Annotated in this window: 17 protein-coding genes and 2 tRNA genes; 9 read left to right on the forward strand and 10 right to left on the reverse strand. The window is 66.5% G+C overall.

The window, feature by feature from the left end; genetic code table 11:
- The 4 genes from ilvC to ilvD all read right to left on the reverse strand — a co-directional run.
- On the reverse strand, positions 1–705 hold a 705-nt coding region (gene ilvC, locus KRR55_RS19750), incomplete at its 3' end, for a ketol-acid reductoisomerase (protein ID WP_217391027.1).
- 41 nt (positions 706–746) lie between these two features.
- Positions 747–1,265 carry an acetolactate synthase small subunit gene (gene ilvN / locus KRR55_RS19755; protein WP_217391028.1) on the reverse strand — a complete coding sequence of 173 codons (519 nt, stop codon included), beginning with the start codon at positions 1,263–1,265 and terminating at the stop codon, positions 747–749.
- 6 nt (positions 1,266–1,271) lie between these two features.
- Entirely contained in the window at positions 1,272–3,149 is a 1,878-nt protein-coding gene (locus KRR55_RS19760; protein ID WP_217391029.1) for an acetolactate synthase large subunit, read from the reverse strand.
- A gap of 283 nt (positions 3,150–3,432) precedes the next feature.
- Entirely contained in the window at positions 3,433–5,136 is a 1,704-nt protein-coding gene (ilvD, locus tag KRR55_RS19765; RefSeq protein WP_217391030.1) for a dihydroxy-acid dehydratase, read from the reverse strand.
- Between the two features lie 117 nt (positions 5,137–5,253).
- On the opposite strand from ilvD, the gene KRR55_RS19770 reads away from it, so the two are divergent.
- Positions 5,254–5,715, forward strand: a complete 462-nt coding sequence (locus tag KRR55_RS19770) for a hypothetical protein (protein WP_217391031.1) — start codon at positions 5,254–5,256, stop codon at positions 5,713–5,715.
- A gap of 24 nt (positions 5,716–5,739) precedes the next feature.
- Here KRR55_RS19770 and KRR55_RS19775 read toward each other — a convergent pair whose 3' ends face one another.
- From KRR55_RS19775 to KRR55_RS19785, 3 genes are all read right to left on the reverse strand, one after another.
- The gene (locus KRR55_RS19775) at positions 5,740–6,096 is read right to left on the reverse strand and encodes a hypothetical protein (RefSeq protein ID WP_217391032.1); all 357 of its coding nucleotides are present in this window, start codon (positions 6,094–6,096) and stop codon (positions 5,740–5,742) included.
- An 88-nt stretch (positions 6,097–6,184) separates the two neighbouring features.
- On the reverse strand, positions 6,185–6,448 hold the full coding sequence (locus KRR55_RS19780; protein WP_217391033.1) for a hypothetical protein: 264 nt from the start codon (positions 6,446–6,448) through the stop codon (positions 6,185–6,187).
- A complete protein-coding gene (locus tag KRR55_RS19785; RefSeq protein ID WP_254456440.1) occupies positions 6,445–7,086 on the reverse strand; it encodes a cysteine hydrolase family protein in 642 nt (213 codons plus the stop codon). The genes KRR55_RS19780 and KRR55_RS19785 overlap by 4 nt, the downstream gene beginning before the upstream one ends.
- A gap of 516 nt (positions 7,087–7,602) precedes the next feature.
- Here KRR55_RS19785 and KRR55_RS19790 point away from each other — a divergent pair.
- The 4 genes from KRR55_RS19790 (at position 7,603) to KRR55_RS19805 (ending at position 9,900) form a co-directional block, all read left to right on the forward strand.
- On the forward strand, positions 7,603–7,863 hold the full coding sequence (locus KRR55_RS19790) for a GlsB/YeaQ/YmgE family stress response membrane protein (RefSeq protein WP_217391043.1): 261 nt from the start codon (positions 7,603–7,605) through the stop codon (positions 7,861–7,863).
- A gap of 318 nt (positions 7,864–8,181) precedes the next feature.
- The gene (locus KRR55_RS19795; RefSeq protein ID WP_217391035.1) at positions 8,182–8,859 is read left to right on the forward strand and encodes a DUF6766 family protein; all 678 of its coding nucleotides are present in this window, start codon (positions 8,182–8,184) and stop codon (positions 8,857–8,859) included.
- Between the two features lie 312 nt (positions 8,860–9,171).
- Complete coding sequence (locus tag KRR55_RS20435; RefSeq protein ID WP_336245174.1) at positions 9,172–9,420, forward strand: lipopolysaccharide assembly protein LapA domain-containing protein; 249 nt, start codon at positions 9,172–9,174, stop codon at positions 9,418–9,420.
- 54 nt (positions 9,421–9,474) lie between these two features.
- Entirely contained in the window at positions 9,475–9,900 is a 426-nt protein-coding gene (locus KRR55_RS19805; protein WP_217391037.1) for a hypothetical protein, read from the forward strand.
- Between the two features lie 102 nt (positions 9,901–10,002).
- On the opposite strand, the gene KRR55_RS19810 is transcribed toward KRR55_RS19805, so the two are convergent.
- Positions 10,003–12,438 carry an ATP-dependent DNA ligase gene (locus KRR55_RS19810; protein ID WP_217391038.1) on the reverse strand — a complete coding sequence of 812 codons (2,436 nt, stop codon included), beginning with the start codon at positions 12,436–12,438 and terminating at the stop codon, positions 10,003–10,005.
- A 395-nt stretch (positions 12,439–12,833) separates the two neighbouring features.
- Here KRR55_RS19810 and KRR55_RS19815 point away from each other — a divergent pair, with 395 nt between their 5' ends.
- Both KRR55_RS19815 and KRR55_RS19820 read left to right on the forward strand, forming a co-directional pair.
- Complete coding sequence (locus tag KRR55_RS19815; protein ID WP_217391039.1) at positions 12,834–13,250, forward strand: CBS domain-containing protein; 417 nt, start codon at positions 12,834–12,836, stop codon at positions 13,248–13,250.
- Between the two features lie 365 nt (positions 13,251–13,615).
- Positions 13,616–14,104 carry a GNAT family N-acetyltransferase gene (locus KRR55_RS19820; protein ID WP_217391040.1) on the forward strand — a complete coding sequence of 163 codons (489 nt, stop codon included), beginning with the start codon at positions 13,616–13,618 and terminating at the stop codon, positions 14,102–14,104.
- Positions 14,105–14,167: 63 nt separating this feature from the next.
- On the opposite strand, the gene KRR55_RS19825 is transcribed toward KRR55_RS19820, so the two are convergent.
- Positions 14,168–16,282, reverse strand: a complete 2,115-nt coding sequence (locus KRR55_RS19825; protein WP_217391041.1) for a catalase — start codon at positions 16,280–16,282, stop codon at positions 14,168–14,170.
- 276 nt (positions 16,283–16,558) lie between these two features.
- Complete coding sequence (locus tag KRR55_RS19830; protein ID WP_217391042.1) at positions 16,559–17,497, reverse strand: 2-hydroxyacid dehydrogenase; 939 nt, start codon at positions 17,495–17,497, stop codon at positions 16,559–16,561.
- A gap of 241 nt (positions 17,498–17,738) precedes the next feature.
- On the opposite strand from KRR55_RS19830, the gene KRR55_RS19835 reads away from it, so the two are divergent.
- Both KRR55_RS19835 and KRR55_RS19840 read left to right on the forward strand, forming a co-directional pair.
- A tRNA-Lys gene (locus tag KRR55_RS19835) sits at positions 17,739–17,811 on the forward strand.
- A gap of 577 nt (positions 17,812–18,388) precedes the next feature.
- Positions 18,389–18,461, forward strand: a tRNA-Lys gene (locus KRR55_RS19840).
- The last annotated feature ends 71 nt before the right edge of the window (positions 18,462–18,532 follow it).

An 18,532-nucleotide genomic window follows, 5' to 3' on the forward strand; every position in this document is an offset into this window, starting at 1 on the left:
GATGAGCTTGAGCTCGTGCAGCACCTCGAAGTAGGCGATTTCCGGCTTGTAGCCGGCTTCGGTCAGGGTCTCGAAGCCGTACTGGATCAGCTGCGAGGCGCCGCCGCAAAGCACTGCCTGCTCGCCGAAGAGGTCGGTCTCGGTCTCTTCGGTGAAGGTGGTCTCGATGACGCCGGCGCGGGTGCCGCCGATGGCCTTGGCGTAGGACAGGGCGAGCGCCTTGGCGCCGCCGGTGAAGTCCTGCTCCACGGCGATCAGGTCGGGAATGCCGCGGCCTGCCTCGAATTCGCGGCGCACGGTGTGGCCCGGTGCCTTCGGGGCGACCAGGGCGACGTCGACGTCGGCCGGCGGGGTGATGTAGCCGTAGCGGATGTTGAAGCCGTGGCCGAAGAACAGGGCGTCGCCCGGCTGCAGGTTTGCGGCGATGTCGTCCTTGTAGACGTGGCGCTGGACCTGGTCCGGGGTCAGGATCATGATCAGGTCGGCTTCGGCCACTGCCTCGGCGACGGGCAGGACGCGCAGGCCCTCGGCCTCGGCCTTGGCGATCGACTTCGAGCCGGCCTTCAGGCCGACGCGCACGTCCACGCCGGAGTCGCGCAGGTTCAACGCGTGGGCGTGGCCCTGGGAGCCGTAGCCGATGATGGCAACGGTGCGGCCCTGGATGATCGAGAGGTCAACATCGTCGTCGTAGTACATGTCAGTCACTGTGGTGTCTCCTTGGTATCAGTGTGAAGATTTTATGCGTATTAGGCAGAGACGGAGCGCAGGGCGCGGTCCGACATCGATTTGGATCCTCGTCCGACGGCAAGTGTGCCTGCCTGGGCGATCTCGCGGATGCCGAACGGTTCAAGCACTGCCAGCAGCGCGTTGATCTTTTCGGCGTTGCCGGTGGCCTCGATGATGAGCGAGTCTGTTGACACGTCCACCACGGAGGCACGGAAGAGGTCTGCGGCCTGGGTGACCTGCAGGCGGGTGGCCGCATCGGCGCGCACCTTGACCAGGATGTGGTCGCGTTGCACCGAAGCCTCGGGCATCAGCTCAACGATCTTGATGACGTTGATGAGTTTGTTCAGCTGCTTGGTGACCTGCTCGAGCAGGTCGCCTTCGGCGTCGACCACCACGGTGATGCGGGAAATCCCGTTGATCTCCGTGGGGCCCACCGCCAGCGAGTGGATGTTGAAGGCGCGCCGCGCAAAAAGGCTTGCCACGCGGGTCAGCACGCCCGGGACGTCTTCGACGAGTACGGAAAGAGTGTGTCGTGCCATGGGGTCTTAGTCCTCTTCTTCCCACTCGGGCGTCATGCCGCGAGCAATCTGGATCTGGTCGTTGCTCACGCCGGAGGGGACCATCGGCCAGACCATCGAGTCCCGGGAGACCACGAAGTCGATGACGACCGGGCGGTCGTTGATGGCCAGGGCCTGCTGGATCGTCGCGTCGATGTCCTCGTCGCGCTCGCAGCGCAGCCCCACGCAGCCGTAGGCGTCGGCGAGCTTCACGAAGTCAGGGACGCGCGCGGTGCCGTGGCCGGTGTTCAAATCGGTGTTCGAGTACCGGGAGTCGTAGAACAGGGTCTGCCACTGGCGGACCATGCCCAGCGACGAGTTGTTGATGATCGCGACCTTGATCGGGATGTTGTTGATGACGCAGGTGGCGAGCTCCTGGTTGGTCATCTGGAAGCAGCCGTCCCCGTCGATGGCCCACACGACGCGGTCGGGGTTGCCGACCTTCGCGCCCATGGCCGCCGGGACCGAGTAGCCCATGGTGCCCAGTCCCCCGGAGTTCAGCCAGGAGTGCGGGCGCTCGTACTTGATGAACTGCGCGGCCCACATCTGGTGCTGGCCCACGCCCGCCACGTACACGGCCTCGGGTCCGGTCAGCTCGCCGATCCGCTGGATCACGTTCTGCGGGGCCGAGAGGCCGTCGTTGGTGGCAGTGAAGCCGATCGGGTAGGTCTCGCGCAGCCGGCCGATGGTGTTCCACCAGGCGTCGAGGTCCGGCGTGCCGGCCTCGGCGAAGAGCGTGCGGCAGGCCTCGGTGAGCTCCGGGATGATTTCCTTGACCGAGCCGACAATCGGGATGTCGGCGGTGCGGTTCTTGGAGATCTCCGCCGGGTCGATGTCGGCGTGGATGACCTTGGCGTTGGGTGCAAAGGTGTGCAGCACCCCGGTGACGCGGTCATCGAAGCGGGCGCCGAGGGTGATCAACAGGTCGGACTGCTGCAGCGCGGTGACGGCGGAGACCGAGCCGTGCATGCCGGGCATGCCCACGTGGAGTTCGTGGGAGTCCGGGAAGGCGCCGCGGGCCTGCAGGGTGGTGACCACCGGCGCGCCGACGAGCTCGGCGAATTCCTTCAGCTCGGCCGCGGCGTGGCCCTTGATGACGCCGCCGCCGACGTAGAAGACCGGGCGGGAGGAGGCGGCGATCAGCTTGGCCGCCTCGCGCACCTGCTTGTTGTGCCCGCGCACCACGGTCTTGTAGCCGGGCAGGTCGATCTTCGGCGGCCAGGAGAACATCATCTTGGACTGCTGGGCGTCCTTGGTGATGTCCACCAGCACCGGGCCGGGACGGCCCGTTGCAGCGATGTGGAAGGCGGAGGCCAGGATCCGCGGGATGTCCTCGGCCTTGGTGACCAGGAAGGAGTGCTTGGTGATGGGCATCGTGATGCCCACGATGTCGGCTTCCTGGAAGGCGTCCGAGCCGATGAAGGCGCTGTGCACCTGGCCGGTGATGGCAACCATGGGGACCGAGTCCATGTGCGCATCGGCAATGGCGGTGACCAGGTTGGTGGCCCCGGGACCGGAGGTGGCGATGCACACCCCGACCTCTCCGGTGACCATGGCGTAGCCCTGGGCCGCGTGGCCCGAGCCCTGTTCGTGGCGGACCAAGACGTGGTTGATCTTGGTCGAGTCCATGAGCGAGTCGTAGGTGGGCATGATGGCCCCGCCCGGCAACCCAAAGACGTCCTTGACGCCCAATTCTTCCAGTGAGCGGACAATGGCTTGTGAGCCAAGCATCTCGGTGGCAGCAATGATGTTGTTCGGGCCCTGTACCAGGCTCGATGCTTCCACGACGGAAGAGACAGCGGCATCCTTGCTACGGTTGGCGGGCTTGGCCGGCAGCGAGGGGCTGGCGGTGGTTCCGTTACTCATGGGGATATATCCTTCTCTATCTCTTCTAACCCTGCACATAAAAAAACCCCAAAGACACCTTGCGGCGAATGGGGTTTGCGCGTCACCGAATCCCTCCATGTTCGGGAGGGGCCCAAGCTCAGCGCTTGATAACTAGTAGTACTTCGGTGCGGATATGCATGTGTCCAGTTTGGTCGCCGCCAAAGCCAGAGTCAAACGCCCACGCCCACAATCTCATTATTTGAGACTGTTGTCCGAGGGGTGGACGCGTTGGTCGCGCCCATCCCCCGGTTCACGCTAATTCCTAGCCACAGTATGCGCCGGTCGAGGCGGACTTGACCAGCTTGGCGTACTTGGCCAGCACGCCGGTGGTGAACTTGGCCGGGAGCGGCTCCCAGCCGACCTTGCGCGCCTCGAGCTCGGCCGGCTCGACCAGCAGGTCGAAGGAGCGCGCGGCGATGTCAACGCGGATCCTGTCGCCGTCCTTGACGAAGGCGATCGGGCCGCCGTCCACGGCCTCGGGGGCCACGTGGCCGATGCACAGGCCGGTGGTGCCGCCGGAGAAGCGGCCGTCGGTGAGCAGCAGGACGTCCTTGCCCAGGCCCGCGCCCTTGATGGCGCCGGTGATGGCAAGCATTTCGCGCATGCCCGGGCCGCCCTTGGGTCCCTCGTAGCGGATGACCACGACGTCGCCGGCCTTGATCTCGCCATTGTCCAGCGCGGCCAGGGCACCCTGCTCGCGGTCGAAGACCCGGGCGGTGCCCTCGAAGACGTCGGCGTCGAAGCCCGCGGACTTCACCACCGCGCCCTCCGGTGCCATGGTGCCGTGCAGCACGGTGATGCCGCCGGTCTTGTGGATCGGGTTGTCCAGCGCGCGCAGGATCTTGCCGTCGACATCCGGCGGGTTGATCGCCGCGAGGTTCTCGGCCACGGTCTTGCCGGTGACGGTCAGGCAGTCCCCGTGCAGCAGCCCGGCGTCCAGCAGCGCCTTCATGATCACCGGCACGCCGCCGATCTTGTCCACGTCGGTCATGACGTAGCGGCCGAAGGGCTTCAGGTCACCCAGGTGCGGGATCTTGTCGCCGATGCGGTTGAAGTCCGCCAGGGTCAGGTCGACCTCGGCCTCGCGGGCGATGGCCAGCAGGTGCAGCACGGCGTTGGTGGAGCCGCCGAAGGCCATGGTCACGGCGATCGCGTTCTCGAAGGCCTTCTTGGTCATGATGTCGCGGGCGGTGATGCCCTTGCGCAGCAGGTTCACCACTGCCTCGCCCGACTTGCGCGCGAATTCGTCGCGGCGGCGGTCGGCCGAGGGCGGGGCGGCGGAGCCGGGCAGGGACATGCCCAGGGCCTCGCCGATGCAGGCCATGGTGTTCGCGGTGTACATGCCGCCGCAGGCTCCCTCGCCCGGGCAGATCGCCTTTTCGATGCGGGTCAGGTCCTCGAGGCTCATCTTGCCCGCGGCGCAGGCGCCCACGGCCTCGAAGGCGTCAATCAGGGTGACTTCCTTTTCGCTTCCGTCCTCGAGCTTGACCCAGCCCGGCATGATCGAACCTGCATAGAGGAACACCGAGGCCAGGTCCAGGCGGGCCGCTGCCATGAGCATGCCCGGGAGGGACTTGTCGCAACCGGCCAGCAGCACCGAGCCGTCGATGCGCTCGGCCTGCATGACGACCTCGACTGAGTCGGCGATGACCTCGCGGGAGACCAGCGAGAAGTGCATGCCCTCGTGGCCCATGGAGATGCCGTCGGAGACGGAGATGGTGCCGAACTGCATCGGGAAGCCGCCGCCGGCGTGGACGCCCTCCTTGGCGCCCTGCGCCAGGCGGTTCAGCGAAAGGTTGCACGGGGTGATTTCGTTCCACGAGCTCGCGACGCCGATCTGCGGCTTGGCGAAGTCGTCATCGCCCATGCCGACGGCCCGGAACATGCCGCGGGCCGGGGCGGCGTGGATGCCGTCGGTCACGACGCGGCTGCGGGGCTTGATGTCTGGGGTGCTGTCCTGGCTCATGCCCTTGATTGTATGGCTGACCGGCACCGACGCCGAACCCATGACGGCACACCGACATATTTCGCCCTGGGTATTCGGGACACGTGTTCGAAACCTCCATTGGATAGAGTGGATGCCATGGAGACACTCAACGTTGAATCCGACGACGTCCTCAAGCGACTCTTGCATGAGGCCTTCGACACCCAAATCCCCAATTTCGGCAGCTATAACCTGGTCGCTGCCGCGGGCAGCTCCGGATCCGCGGGGCTGAAGGTGATCGGCTTCCGCCGCGAGCCCGCCGAACTGATCCTGTGCCCGCTGAATCCCGCGGACCTGTGCCCCACCGAGCGCGCGGTGTCGGTGAACAACACCAACGTCTCTCACGTCGCCCTGGTGCTCGACGGCGGCTACGAGGTCGGCACCAGCACCGGCCGCGTCTACCGCTTCAACGTCCCGGGCCGGCTGTCGCTGAATGTCCCCTCCGCCGACGAGAACACACCATCGACCTCGGGCATCCTGCTCCAGGAGGATGACGCGCAGGAGTTCGCCGATTTCATGAACGAGTTCATGGATCGGCTCGACCCCACGATCAAGCCCTAGGTCCCCCGCCCGGCGCCACCCCGGCTAGAACTGCTCGCCCTCGGGGGCCTCCCCGGGCAGCGGACGACCCAGGGCGTCCAGTCCCCCGGCTTCCTGTCCAGCCACGTCGGTGGGTTCCTGGACCCGCGCAGCGCCGGCACCCTCAAGATCCGCCTGGGCCGCCATCCGGTCCTCTTCGGAAAGCGGCAGCGCGTCGGTGGCGCGGGCCTCGTTTCCGTCCGACGCGTCCGCCTCCCGCTGCTCGTCGCGCAGCGGATCCATGGAATCAAGGGTCCGCGGATCGTCGGAGGACCCTTCCTGCACCGGCTGGCCGTCCCGGCCGTCGAGCGGATTTCCCTCGAGATCCTCGTCGCGGCCCGGTTCGTGTTCTGGGGTGTTCATCGAGATCGTCAACTCCTGGTGGTGGGGTGTTTGCTGCGCCTTGCCGCTCCTATCGCGGCGGAAATCGGGTTTTCCTGAAGGAACGGGGTCACATGGGTTCGTTGTTCGTCCCGCCCCGCGGGTTGTCCAGCATGCCCGGTCCCTTCAGCGCCCGATAGAGGCCGTAGCCTGCCATGCCAAGGCCCAGCAAGACGCCGATCCACATGGGCGAGGCGAGTGATTCACCGGATTGCCGGTCGGCCATGATGAACAGGCCAAAGACGATTATCAGGATCACGCCGGTGATCATCAGCGGCGCCCCGCGCCGCTGGAAGAATGGTTTCTTGCTGGGCTCTCCCGGCTGGGTGCTCATGTCATGCTCCGTTCCGATTTCATGCCGTTTCGCGGCCTGGTGTGCTGGCTGGTCACTGGTGTTTCCCGATCGGCCGTGCCGTCGGCGGCGGCAAGCAACGACTCGACGCTCACGACCTTCTGGCGGTACTCCGCCTGGAGAAGCCCCAGGACCGCGCTCTCGAAACGGGGGTCCTCCGAGGCGATCGCATCGGACACCAGCGAAGCGCGGATGTTGGCCGCGTAGGCGTCGGCCGCGGTCGCGGCGATGCAGGTATGCGACGAGACGCCGGCGATCAGGACCGACTCCACGCCCAGGCGCTCCAATTGACCGTCGAGGTCGGTGCGCCAAAAGGCGCTGTCGCGTCGCTTGATGATTTCCGTCGCGTCCCCGATATCCAGGTCGTCGAGATTCTTCGCCTGATCGCTGCCCGCAAACAGAAACCCCTGGTCGTCGTCCAACATGCTCAAGGTCCAGGTGCTCTTGTCCGGCGCATGCTCCGTCCTGACATTGAATATCGGCATGCCCAGGTTGCGCGCCCAGCCCACCAGCCGGTTGCAGTTGCGTACCAACGCGTCCCGGTGCCGCCGCAGCAGGGGGTCCTCGAAAAAAGCATTCTGCATGTCGACAATCAGCAGGGCAGTGCGGTCGGACAACATCGGAGGTTCTTGCATCAGTGCTCCCGTCCTCGTTGGCGCGGGCCATGGGCCTTGTTCCTACCGTAGGCCGGGCCCCGACGCTGCGCAACGGTTCGGGCACGCGTCGGCGACGCGCCCCTTGATGCACCCTGCACGATTGCGGTCCGGGACCAATCGACGGCCCCGGGGCAATCGGCCGGACTGTCCGAGGCGGGATCCGCTGGCCGGCCGGGCCATATTCAACAATGTATTAATGGATTCAACGGTCGTAATTAACGCATATCCAGGCCCTTCGAATTGCCGGCCCGCCGCTTTGGAATTCGCAACGCATCGGCCGCACGCCGGCGGCACGCCAGGCACAGTTATTCGCTGAAGGTGCAGTCTCCGTTCGACGAATGGTCGGGGGACGAACTTGCCGTGAAGATTCTCGACCCGAAGTTTAAAGCTATCCACCAGTGCTTTCGTCGTTGTAGGGTCAAAGAGTGCATCGCCACCATGATGCTGGAACTGAACCTTCATCCGAACAGGAGAAAAGTTATGGGTTTCATTGGCTGGATTGTTCTAGGACTGATTGCCGGCGCTATTGCAAAGGCAATCAAACCAGGTGACCAGGGCGGCGGCTGGCTTGCCACGCTGCTGCTTGGAATTGTTGGCGCCGTTCTTGGCGGCTGGATCGGATCGGCAATCTTCGGTGTTGGGATCAATGAGTTCTGGTCTCTTTCAACATGGTTGCTGGCCATCGGCGGAGCGTTGGTGGTCCTGATTATTTGGGGACTGCTGACGCGCAAGAGGGCCTAAACACTGCACATTGGGGTTGCCCCGGCCTAGGCCGGGGCAACCCCTTCCTCTTTTAAGTCCTCAGGCCGAACTCCGGCCGAACTCCGGCCAATCCCCGCAGCGTGCCCCTGCTGCAGGCGCCCACGGCATCGGCATCCCGGCCCGCGGTCTTGACGCTTCTCGTTCGAGTTCTCCCCCGTCCCCGGCAGATCCCTTTACCTCGACTCCGATAGCCAATACGCTCGCGGCATGAAGACTCAATTTTGGTTGTGGCTTGGAATGATAGTCAGTGGCCTGGCGTTCATGACCATCATCAGCTTTTCCGGGAGGTGATCAACAGTGCCCACGGCAATCAGGGACCAGGGACTCGGCATCGGCTTCGCAGTGCTGTTCGTCGGCGCGCTGGTTGGCCAGTCATTCGCGGGTTTGTCGGTCTACAACGAAGACCAGCTTGCGCATGGCAGTTCCCCGCTCGGCTACTGGGACTTCGTGACGTCCAGCAACTTCGTGGTCGACGTTGCCGAGAACTGGCAATCCGAGTACCTGCAGTTCTTCCTGTTCATCTTCGCAACCATATGGCTTGTCCAACGGGGCTCGCCGGAATCGAAAAAGCCCGGAGATGAGGGCACGGAGACCGACGAAAACCAACTGGTGGGCCGCTTCTCCAAGCCCAACTCCCCGAAATGGGCAAAGGCTGCCGGTTGGCGGCGACTGGTGTATTCCAACTCGCTGCTCTTGGTCATGGGAACGATATTTCTCCTTTCATGGTGGCTGCAATCGGTCGCGGGAACCGTGGTGTTCAACGCAGAGCAGCTCGAACACGGCCAACCCCCGGTGCGATGGATCGAGTACGTGACCAGTGCCGATTTCTGGGACAGGACACTGCAGAATTGGCAGTCAGAGTTCCTGGCCGTGGGCAGCATGGTCACCCTTTCCATCTACTTGCGCCAGCGCGGCTCCGCGGAGTCCAAACCGGTGGGCACGCCGCATGCCGAGACCGCTACAGAGAGCGAATAGACGGCCCGCCAATCCCCTGCTTTGACGCGCCCGCGCACGCTGACAGGGTCAACACCACCACCGTGCCGCGGCCGGTCGGGAGCAGTCTGCACGGCCCTTGCCACTTCCCGGCGATGCGCCTATGTTGGCCACAGGGATCCATATTCCCGAGCCGCGGCACCGCTCGCGGTACCCACCGGCCTGCGCCGCTCCATGAAACGGGGGAAGCAAATGGTTGATCAACCCGGGCACGATTCAAGGCCCGAAGCCACTCCAAGGAAAACAATCCGTCAGTCGCCAACCAAGAATGTCCGGGCCACAACACGCGCCGGGGTGATCTGGACGTTCACCATCGTCGCAATCGTGGTGCTGGTCCTGCTGGTCATCTTCATGATGCAGAACCAAGGGCAGGCCACCGTCTATTTCCTGGGACTTGAGGGACAGATGGCTCTCGGCGTCGCCATGTTGCTCGCGGCCGTCGGCGGAGCGGTCGTCGTGGCCGTTGTCGCAGCGGTTCGCATTATCCAGTTGCGCAGCCGCGGCGGTGCCGCGGCCCGGCGACTGGACCACGGGAAAAAATAGCACCAACGGCGGCCGCGCCCATGTTCGCGCAGCCACGGCAGAGAGGATCAAACGATGCATGATCTCGAAAAGCAGATGGTGACCGTCCAGACCTGGCTCAAGCGCTGGGCCGAAAAGGCCAAGCAGGAATACCCGAGCCATCTGGAGGATTCCGTGCGCCAGGCCGTGGACCGGTTGGACCCGGCCGGGCTGGCCCACGCGGCCGAGGAGGTGGTGGCAACCGTCACCGGAAACCGCAAGACCGCCCGGCGGGCGCGCAAGGCCGTGGAGGAAACCCTGCGCAGGGCCCAACGCAAGGCCGGGAGCAAGCACCGCGGCAGCGGTCGGGTATGGGTCGTCCTGGGCACCCTGGCCGTCATCGGCCTGCTGGTGGTGTTCGTGCTTCGACGCGCCGCCGGTCCCCACCCGCGAAATATGGGTGCGAGCCGCCCCGAAACCCCGGATACCACCAAGGGAGTGGATCCCGACCTCGGCGAATAGGCCTGACGCGTCCGTCAAATAGGCCCCGGACCTTCGGCTTCCCCTGGCTCGGCCACCGGAAGTCGGAGGTCCGGGGCAAGGAGACAGGCGCAGGCGCCGGTTTCAGGATTCCCAGCGGACCTGTGCGGGCTCCTTGTCCTCGCGCCACCCGCGCCACACCGGATGGCGCAGCCGCTTGCCTCCGGTCAGTTCGCCGTAGCCCACCTCCCCGACGAGCCGGGGCGAGACCCACACGGCGTCGTGGCTGTCGGCAGCCGGGACGTCCCGGGCCGGCGGGGTCTTGCGCCGCAGCCTCTCCAGCCTGGCCCGCACCTCGCGCAGCTGGCGGTCGGTGAACCCGGTGCCCACCCGCCCGGCGTAGTGCAGCTCGCCGTCCGCGGGCACCGCCAGCAGCAGCGACCCGATCGTGTCGGCACGGTTGCCCTTGCCGTGGCGCCAGCCGATCACGACGACCTCCTGGTGGCGGTCGTGCTTGATCTTGACCCAGTCCCCCGTGCGCTTCCCGGGCCGGTAGCGGCCATCGAGACGCTTGGCCACGATCCCCTCCAGGCCGAGCTCGGTGCTGGTGTCCAGGGCCTGGTCCAGGGAGCCGTCGTGGGCCTCGGGGATGTGCACGTGCTTTCCGGTGCGCACCTGGGCGCCCAGCCGCTCGCGGCGGGTGGCGTAGGGCAGGGCGGTGAGGTCCTCGGGCTCCCCCGTCTTGTCGTTCGGCAGCCGCAGCGCGTCAAAGAGCATCAGGTGCACCGGCGCCGGCTTGCCTCCCTTGCCGGATCCGTTTCCGGAATTGCGGTTCTGCAGCATCCCGAAGTCCGGGCGACCGGAGGAATCCAGGGCCACGATCTCCCCGTCGAGCACCGCGCCGTCGGGGGCCAGCTTTGCGACCTCCTGCAGCTCGGGAAAGCGTCCCTCGAACGAGTGGCCGTTGCGGCTGCGCAGCGATGCGGCCGCCCCGTCCACCGTGGCCAGCGCACGGTACCCGTCCCATTTCATTTCATACGCCCAGGCCTCGTCCGGGTCGATGTCCTCCCGGGTCCCGGCCTGCGCCAGCATCGGGGCGGGTTCGGCGTCAGGCGCCGCCGGCGCGGGGGCCGGCGGAGTGGCCGTGCCCCGCGCTTCCTTCCCGGCCTGTTTCCGCTGCCCGGGCTGGTCCTTCATCAGCTGCAGCAGCCAGTTCTTCTCGTCCCCCATGCCCGGGGTGTTGACCAGCGCGAAGCGGCGCGGCACCCCGCCCAGTCCCCCGTCGGGGCGCCCGTGCAGCACCGCGATCACCTCGGAGCCCTCGCGCCACTTCTCGATCTCGCAGTCCCCCGTGTCCCAGATCTTCATGGTCCCGGCTCCATATTGCCCGCGCGGGATGCGCCCCTCGAACGTCGCGTAGTCAAGCGGGTGATCCTCGGTCATGACCGCCAGCCGGTTCACCGCGGGCTCCAGCGGCGGGCCCTTGGGCACTGCCCAGGACACCAGCACCCCGGAATGCTCGATCCGCAGGTCCCAGTGCAGGGCGCGCGCGTGGTGTTCCTGGATCACGAAGCGAGACAGGCTTCCGGGGCCCGCGGCGTGCGGCGCTTCCGCGGGAACGGGCTCCGGGGTCTTGGCGGCGTCGCGCTTGGAGCGATACTCGGCCAGCCGGTCCCGGTCGCCCCCGAGGCTCCTGCCCAGTGGGGCAATCGGGTCCATCAATTCGTGGACGCGTTCCAGGACGTCGTGGAAGTCCAGCTGCTTGAGTCCCGGGGCGCCGATTTCCTCCCAGGTGCGCGGGGCCGCAACCGTCGGATGCTCCCGCCCGCGCAGCGAGTAGGGGCAGATCGTGGTCTTGGCTGCGCTGTTCTGGCTCCAGTCCAGCAGCACCTTGCCCTCCCGCAGGGACTTCTTCATGTCCGAGACGACCAACCCGGGGTGTTCGCCCTGCAGCTGGGCCGCCAATGCCTTCGCGACCTGCGAGACCTCGTCCGAGGTGTGCCTCCCGTCAAGCGCCGCGTACAGGTGTATTCCCTTGGAGCCGGAGGTCACCGGGTAGGAGTCCAGGTCCATGCCCTCGAGCAATTCGCGGCACAGGAACGCGACCTCCGCGCATTGTTCCAGGCCCGCCCCCGGGCCGGGGTCCAGGTCCAGCACCATCCGGTCCGGGTTCATGGGCTTGAGGTGTTCGTCAAAGCGCCACTGCGGAACGTGGATCTCCAGGGCGGCAAGCTGCGCGAACCAGGCGAGGACTGCGGGCTCGTTGGCCAGCGGGTAGGTGTTGACGTGGTCCTTGTGCGTGATGTTGGCGCGCGGGATCCAGTCGGGGGCCGAGTCCTCGAGGTCCTTGCGGAAGAACACCTTGCCGGGATTCTGCGCGGTGCCCACCCCGTCCACCCAGCGCTTGCGGGTCGCGGGTCGCCAGGACGCCTGCGGCAGCAACACGCCGGCGACCTCGGCCAGGTAGTGCATCACCTCGCCCTTGGTGGTTCCGGTCTCGGGATAGAGCACCTTGTCCAGGTTGCTGACGCGCAGCCGCCTGCCGGCGACCGAGACGGTTTGTTCCTTGGCACGGGCCATGGCCGAATCCTTTCCCTTGCCTCCACTGTGCCGCCTGCCCGGCCCGTTGGCCAGCATTTTCCCGGCTCCCGGCGTCCCCGAAGGCCCGTTCCGGGGTGCTGGCCCCGGGCGGTGTGCGGATTGCTGGACTTTGCCTCCGGGGCATGCGTAGCGTGGAAATTGTTGACGATCGGCCCCGCCGCCCGCACCCGCGGGACCGCTCCGCCGGGGTCGGCGCGCCGCGGGCCGGATCATCCAGGGGGTTTCTTCGGGACTCCCGCGCGGCCCGGCAGGGCCGGCGACGCACCCGAGCTACCTCGGGCGCCGGCGGGCGTCGCCCCGGGGGCCGTGGTCACGGGGCATGATGTCCTGGCGCCACGCAGAGAGTTAAACCGAATCAACACGCAGGAGGAACCATGGCAACCGCACGCGAGATCATGACGAGCAGCGCCGAATGCATCGGCGAGAACGAGACGCTGGAGGAGGCGGCCCGCAAGATGCTGCAATTCGACATCGGGTCGATGCCGATCTGCGGGGAGGACCGGCGGCTGAAGGGCATGGTCTCGGACCGCGACATCGTCACCAAGTGCCTGGCCCAGGGCGGGGATCCGCGCACCACCACGGCCGGGGAGCTGGGCGAGGGCAAACCGGTCACCATTGGCGCGGACGACAGCATCGAGGAGGCCATCGAGACCATGGAGAGGCACAAGGTCAGGAGGCTCCCGGTGATCGACGGCCACGAGCTGGTGGGCATGCTCAGCCAGGCCGACATCGCCAGGAACTATCCCGAGGACAAGGTGGGTGAACTGCTGCGGTTCATCTCCTTCGATTAGGCCGCGCGGCACCACGCGGGGGGGAAAGTGCGTTGCCGCGCACCCCGGGGCCGGCCCCGTTTCCGTTGCGAAGCGGGGCCCGCCCCTCTCCTTTTTCCCAACACGTCACACCCGACTTTTGCCCCTTCGCGGGCGCACCGGGCGCGGGGTCATTGCTTCGGCCTGCGGAACTTTGTAGGCTGAAGGAGGTTCAGCAGCGGGCCATGGAATCCTCGATTGGAGCACTCCGTGAACCTGCCACTCGGCACACCGTTGCTTGGTACCCATTCCCGCATTCGGCCTTCCGTTTCCCTCTCTGGCAGGTCGCCGGGCAATCCCCCCGAAGCCCCAACTTCCGCCTCCACCGAAGACCGGTGGTGATCCGCATGAGGGTGATCGAAAACAACCAGGTCCTGCGCCGCTACGAGCTCTTTGAACAGGGCGACCTGGCCGGCTTTGTGCAATACAGCATGAGCGGCGACGAATTGTGGCTGCACTACACGCAGCTCAAGCGCCGCTACAAGTCCGAGGAAGTCATCGACGCGCTCTTCCTTCACATCCTCGAAGACGTCCTGCGCCGCAGGTTGGCACTGATGCCCTTCTGCCCGGCGATGCGCGCCTTCATGGTGGAGCGGCCCGATTACACGCAGCTGGTGCCCCCGCTGTGGCAGGACCGTTTTCTGGCGGCACCGGCCGTGCCGCGCCGTCCCATGGACAGCGTCCGCTACACCGGGTCCCCGAAACGGCGCAGCACCGCCACCCATGCCCACGACGGGCACCAGGTGGCGGTCTGGTCCGGCCATGCGGCGCAGGGGCAGCAGCGGCCCGACCCGTCCTACGCCAACGGCATGACACTGCCGCTGGCCGGCACCTAGGAAATCCACCGCGGAAGGGCCGGTGCCGGGAAATCCGGTACCGGCCTTTCCGTCCCGCCCGCGTTAGGAAGCGGGGATGTCGAACCTGTCCCACGCGCGATGGGTTGCCAGCAGCCGGGCAACACTCTCCACCGCTTCCCCGGGCCCCACGGTGAGGATGCCGGCGTCCAGGGGCGGCAGCCCGGAGCGTTCAAGGACCTCCCCGGCCCCCTCGAGCGCCACAATGGCCTTGGCCTGCCGGTAGGCCTCCTGCAGCAGCAGGACCAGGCGCGGATCCAGGTCGGCGGCGCCCTCCGGTGCCATGGCACCGGCCTTCGCGTCCCTGTCCATGCGCGCCCCGGGGGCCGGGGACAGGGTGTCGGCGATGACCAGCGCATCGAATTCGATGGACCGCGCGGTGAGCAGGGTCCGGTCCACCGGCGAACCGTCGGACATGGACCCGCCGGTGGGCGCCACCAGCAGCGGGACCATGCCCGCCAGGTTGGTCTCCGCCACCAGCTGCTCGATGACTTTTGCCGGCGTGGCGTGGCTTGCCACGATCCCCACCACGCGGCCGTCCACCGGCCAGCTCTTCCCGACCTGGGACACCGAGGGGCACAGGTCCGCCTCGGGCACCTCGGTGTCCGCCGGCGGCGCCGGCATGCCCAGCTCCCCGGCCACGGCGGCGCACAGCGCGGAGTCGATGTTGGCCAGGGCCTGCAGTTGGCGGGCGCGGACCGCCTCGACGGTGCACTTGCCCAGCTCGAAGGAGTAGGCCTGCTGCACGTGCAGCTGCTCCTGGGTGCCCAGCGAGCGGTAGAACATCTTCGCTTGGCTGAAGTGGTCCTCGAACGACACCGGGTTGCCGCGTTCCTTCAGCGCCTCGGCCACGTGCTCGGGGACATCGATGAACGGCGCGCGGGTGTTGTCCCCCTCGCCGGCCATGAACGGGCACCCGCCGTCCAGCGAGTTGGGGTGGTACGGGGCGATCCCCTCGTGGACGTAGCCCTGGTGCATCCCGTCGCGGAGCATGTCGTTGACCGGGGCGTGCGGCAGGTTGATGGGCAGCTGGGAGAAGTTCGGCCCGCCCAGGCGGGTGAGCTGGGTGTCGATGTAGGAGAAAAGCCGCACCTGGAGCAGCGGGTCGTTGGTCACGTCGATGCCCGGCACCAGGTGCCCGGGGTGGAAGGCCACCTGCTCGGTCTCGGCGAAGTAGTTCGAGGGGTTCCGGTCCAGGACCATCTTGCCGACGGTCTGGATCGGCGCGAGCTCCTCGGGCACGAACTTGGTGGGATCGAGCAGGTCGATGCCCTTGAACATCTGTTCCTCGTTGTCCTCGAAGACCTGCACGCCCAGCTCCCATTCGGGGAACGCGCCGGCCTTGATCGCCTCGGCAAGGTCGCGGCGGTGGAAGTCGGGATCGGCTCCGTTGGCCAGCATCGCCTCCTCCCAGAGAAGGGAGTGGACGCCCAGGCGCGGCTTCCAGTGGAACTTCACCAGCGACGTCGACCCCTCCGGGGCGATCATCCGGAAGGTGTGGACGCCGAATCCCTCCATCATGCGGTAGGAGCGCGGGATCCCGCGGTCGGACATGTTCCACATGGTGTGGGCCTGCGCCTGGGTGTGCTCGGAGACGAAGTCCCAGAAGGTGTCGTGGGCCGAGGCTGCCTGCGGGATCTCCAGGTCGGGCTGCGGCTTGACCGCGTGCACGACGTCGGGGAACTTGATGCCGTCCTGGATGAAGAACACCGGGATGTTGTTGCCCACCAGGTCGAAGACGCCCTCGGCGGTGTAGAACTTCGTGGCGAATCCGCGGGTGTCGCGCACGGCATCGGCCGATCCGCGCGACCCGGCGACGGTGGAGAACCTGACGAACACCGGGGTCTGGACGCCCTCGGCCAGGAAACCGGCGCTGCAGATCCGCGAGCCGGTGCCGTAGCCGGTGAAGGTGCCGTGGGCCCCGGCCCCGCGGGCGTGGACCACGCGCTCGGGGATCCGTTCGTGGTCGAAGTGGGTGATCTTCTCGCGCAGGTGGTGGTCCTGGAGCAGGATCGGGCCGCGCGGGCCGGCCTTCAGCGAGTGGTCGGTGTCGCGCAGCGGCGTCCCCTGGCTGGTGGTCAGGGCCGTTCCCTGGGGGTGGGTGGGCAGGGCGCCCCGCTTGGGGGTGTCGCCCGATGATTCGGTGCCTTGAGTGGTCATGCCAGAACTCGCTTTCGTTCGGCACCCGGAGTGGGGGCGCGTTCGATGGAATATTGACTTCCGGCGGCGTTTCGCGGGCTGGGGGTGAAAGTGGCCCGTCCTCAAGACACCGCCGTTTCCACCGTAGGCCCCGGTCCCCGGGGCACGTCAAGGAAAGTGCGGCCCCTAGGGTGCAGGATCCTCCCCACGCAAAAAACCGCCCCACGGCATCGAGTGGTGTATCGGTGCCGCGGGGCGGTTGCGGGACGCAGGCCCCTCACGCGGGCGGGCGGCGCGTCACTCCTGCTTGCGGACCAGGTTCTCCGGTTCGGTCCCCTGCGCCCAGGCGACCAGCTGGCGCTTGAGCAGCGCCGTCATGCGCGGCAGGAAGGCCTCGGTGTTTCCGCCGTTGTGCGGGACCACCAGGGCGTTGGGCAGTTGCCAGATCGGGTGGTCGGCAGGCAGCGGTTCGGGGTCAAAGACGTCGGAGGCGCAGCGCAGCCGGCCGGTCTTCAGTTCCGCCACGAGCGCGTCGGTGTCCACGACCGGGCCGCGGGCCACGTTGACCACCACCGCCCCGTCCGGGAGGGCAGCGAGCAGCTCGGCATCAACCAGGTGATGGGTACTGGGGTTGTGCGGGACGATCAGGATCAGCACCTCGATGTCCTTCGCGTGCTTCGGCAGCTCGTCGATGGCGTGGATCTCGCCGTGGGCGTCGGTGCGGGCACGGGTGCCGAAGCGGCTCAGCTCCACTTCGAAGGGTTCCAGCCGCTTGCGGATCTCCTCCCCGATGCCGCCAACCCCCACGATCGCGACCCTGCGGTCGGCCAGGCCCGGCCAGCGCTGCGGGTTCCATCGCCCCTCGGCCTGGTCGCGCACCGACTCGCCGATGCCGCGCAAGGAGGCGATGGCCAGGCCCACGGCCAGCTCGGCGGTTGCCGCGGCGTGGACTCCGGCTGCCGTGGCCACAGCGACGTCGGGGCCCACCAAGTCGTGCACGCCGTCGAACCCGGTGGTCTGCGTCTGGGCTAGCTTGAGGTTCCGCGCGCGCCCGATGCCCTTCAAGGTCGAGATGTTGGCCATGTACGGGAAGATGGCCACGTCGATCTCATCGAGTTCCACGCCGATCGGGTCCCCCGCGATGTCCCAGACCCCTGCCCTGAGCCCTCCGGGCAGCGGACCGACGGCTTCCAGGAGTTCGTTACTGGGAAATGACACAACGCTGTATGGCTTCATGGCATCCAGCGTAGGTCGGCCGCGGAGTCGGGCCCGGGGCCAAAACACCGTGTCCCGCCAAAGTGCCGGCATATGACGGGCATTGACACAACGCCTCATGGCACCCAATGACCCAACTCAAGCCAATATTTGTGACCTCAATCCCAAAGGGCCGATTCGGTTTGCATTCGGCCGCCAAGCTGGTAGAGTTTCATGTCGTTGCAGAGCGCGGGAGCCACGAACTCCCGGCAAAACAACAGCCGCACCTCTAGCTCAATTGGCAGAGCAATTGACTCTTAATCAATGGGTTTCGGGTTCAAGTCCCGAGGGGTGCACAACCAGGAAGGTCCGGTTCGCTAAAGCGAACCGGACCTTTTGTTTTGCCCATGCACCAACCGCCTCCGGGCTCCGGAGGCAACGGCGGGCAACACGGAAATTCCCGCGCCAGCCAGCCGGTCGAGAACGCAGACGCGGGGGACGGCAACTCCCCCGGCCCTACCCGCGTCGTCCCGAGACCTCGCAGGCAACACCAACGAGGGACATCAACATTTTCCCGTGGGTGAGCGCTACGGCGCGGCCGGACTACTCGACACGAACGAGCGACGACACGCAAAGCGGGCCACGGTCAAAAGCCAGACCTCAGGTCCCACCATCCGCATGGCCGAATCCCCGGACCGGACCATGCCCCAAATCCGATCAACTGTGCCCACGATCACATGCCGATTTCTGGCAACAGAACCCCATAATGACTGACATTCACCCCGAATTCATGCCCAAAAACACCGTGGTTCCGGGAAAGTCGACCGCCGCTCCCGGGACTGAACGCCGATTTTCCTTCCCGCCCACTTTCTGGTTATGATTATCTGCGTCGCAAGGACGGGCTCCGCACGGGGCGCTGACCGAAGCGACTAAGCACCTCTAGCTCAATTGGCAGAGCAATTGACTCTTAATCAATGGGTTTCGGGTTCAAGTCCCGAGGGGTGCACGGTGAGAAAGACCCGATCTGTTTCGACAGGTCGGGTCTTTCGTTTTCCCGGGCAAGCCGGCCACATTCCA

Origin of the sequence: Paeniglutamicibacter quisquiliarum, from assembly GCF_019084045.1 — a bacterium.
In the GTDB taxonomy this organism is placed as follows: Bacteria; Actinomycetota; Actinomycetes; order Actinomycetales; family Micrococcaceae; genus Paeniglutamicibacter; species Paeniglutamicibacter quisquiliarum.

Coding starts and splice junctions, on each gene's coding strand:
- ilvN (WP_217391028.1), bottom strand. CDS start 1,265: ATGGCACGACACACTCTTTCCGTACTCGTCGAAGACGTCCCGGGCGTG.
- KRR55_RS19760 (WP_217391029.1), bottom strand. CDS start 3,149: ATGAGTAACGGAACCACCGCCAGCCCCTCGCTGCCGGCCAAGCCCGCC.
- ilvD (WP_217391030.1), bottom strand. CDS start 5,136: ATGAGCCAGGACAGCACCCCAGACATCAAGCCCCGCAGCCGCGTCGTG.
- KRR55_RS19770 (WP_217391031.1), top strand. CDS start 5,254: ATGGAGACACTCAACGTTGAATCCGACGACGTCCTCAAGCGACTCTTG.
- KRR55_RS19775 (WP_217391032.1), bottom strand. CDS start 6,096: ATGAACACCCCAGAACACGAACCGGGCCGCGACGAGGATCTCGAGGGA.
- KRR55_RS19780 (WP_217391033.1), bottom strand. CDS start 6,448: ATGAGCACCCAGCCGGGAGAGCCCAGCAAGAAACCATTCTTCCAGCGG.
- KRR55_RS19785 (WP_254456440.1), bottom strand. CDS start 7,086: ATGTTGTCCGACCGCACTGCCCTGCTGATTGTCGACATGCAGAATGCT.
- KRR55_RS19790 (WP_217391043.1), top strand. CDS start 7,603: ATGGGTTTCATTGGCTGGATTGTTCTAGGACTGATTGCCGGCGCTATT.
- KRR55_RS19805 (WP_217391037.1), top strand. CDS start 9,475: ATGCATGATCTCGAAAAGCAGATGGTGACCGTCCAGACCTGGCTCAAG.
- KRR55_RS19810 (WP_217391038.1), bottom strand. CDS start 12,438: ATGGCCCGTGCCAAGGAACAAACCGTCTCGGTCGCCGGCAGGCGGCTG.
- KRR55_RS19815 (WP_217391039.1), top strand. CDS start 12,834: ATGGCAACCGCACGCGAGATCATGACGAGCAGCGCCGAATGCATCGGC.
- KRR55_RS19820 (WP_217391040.1), top strand. CDS start 13,616: ATGAGGGTGATCGAAAACAACCAGGTCCTGCGCCGCTACGAGCTCTTT.
- KRR55_RS19825 (WP_217391041.1), bottom strand. CDS start 16,282: ATGACCACTCAAGGCACCGAATCATCGGGCGACACCCCCAAGCGGGGC.
- KRR55_RS19830 (WP_217391042.1), bottom strand. CDS start 17,497: ATGAAGCCATACAGCGTTGTGTCATTTCCCAGTAACGAACTCCTGGAA.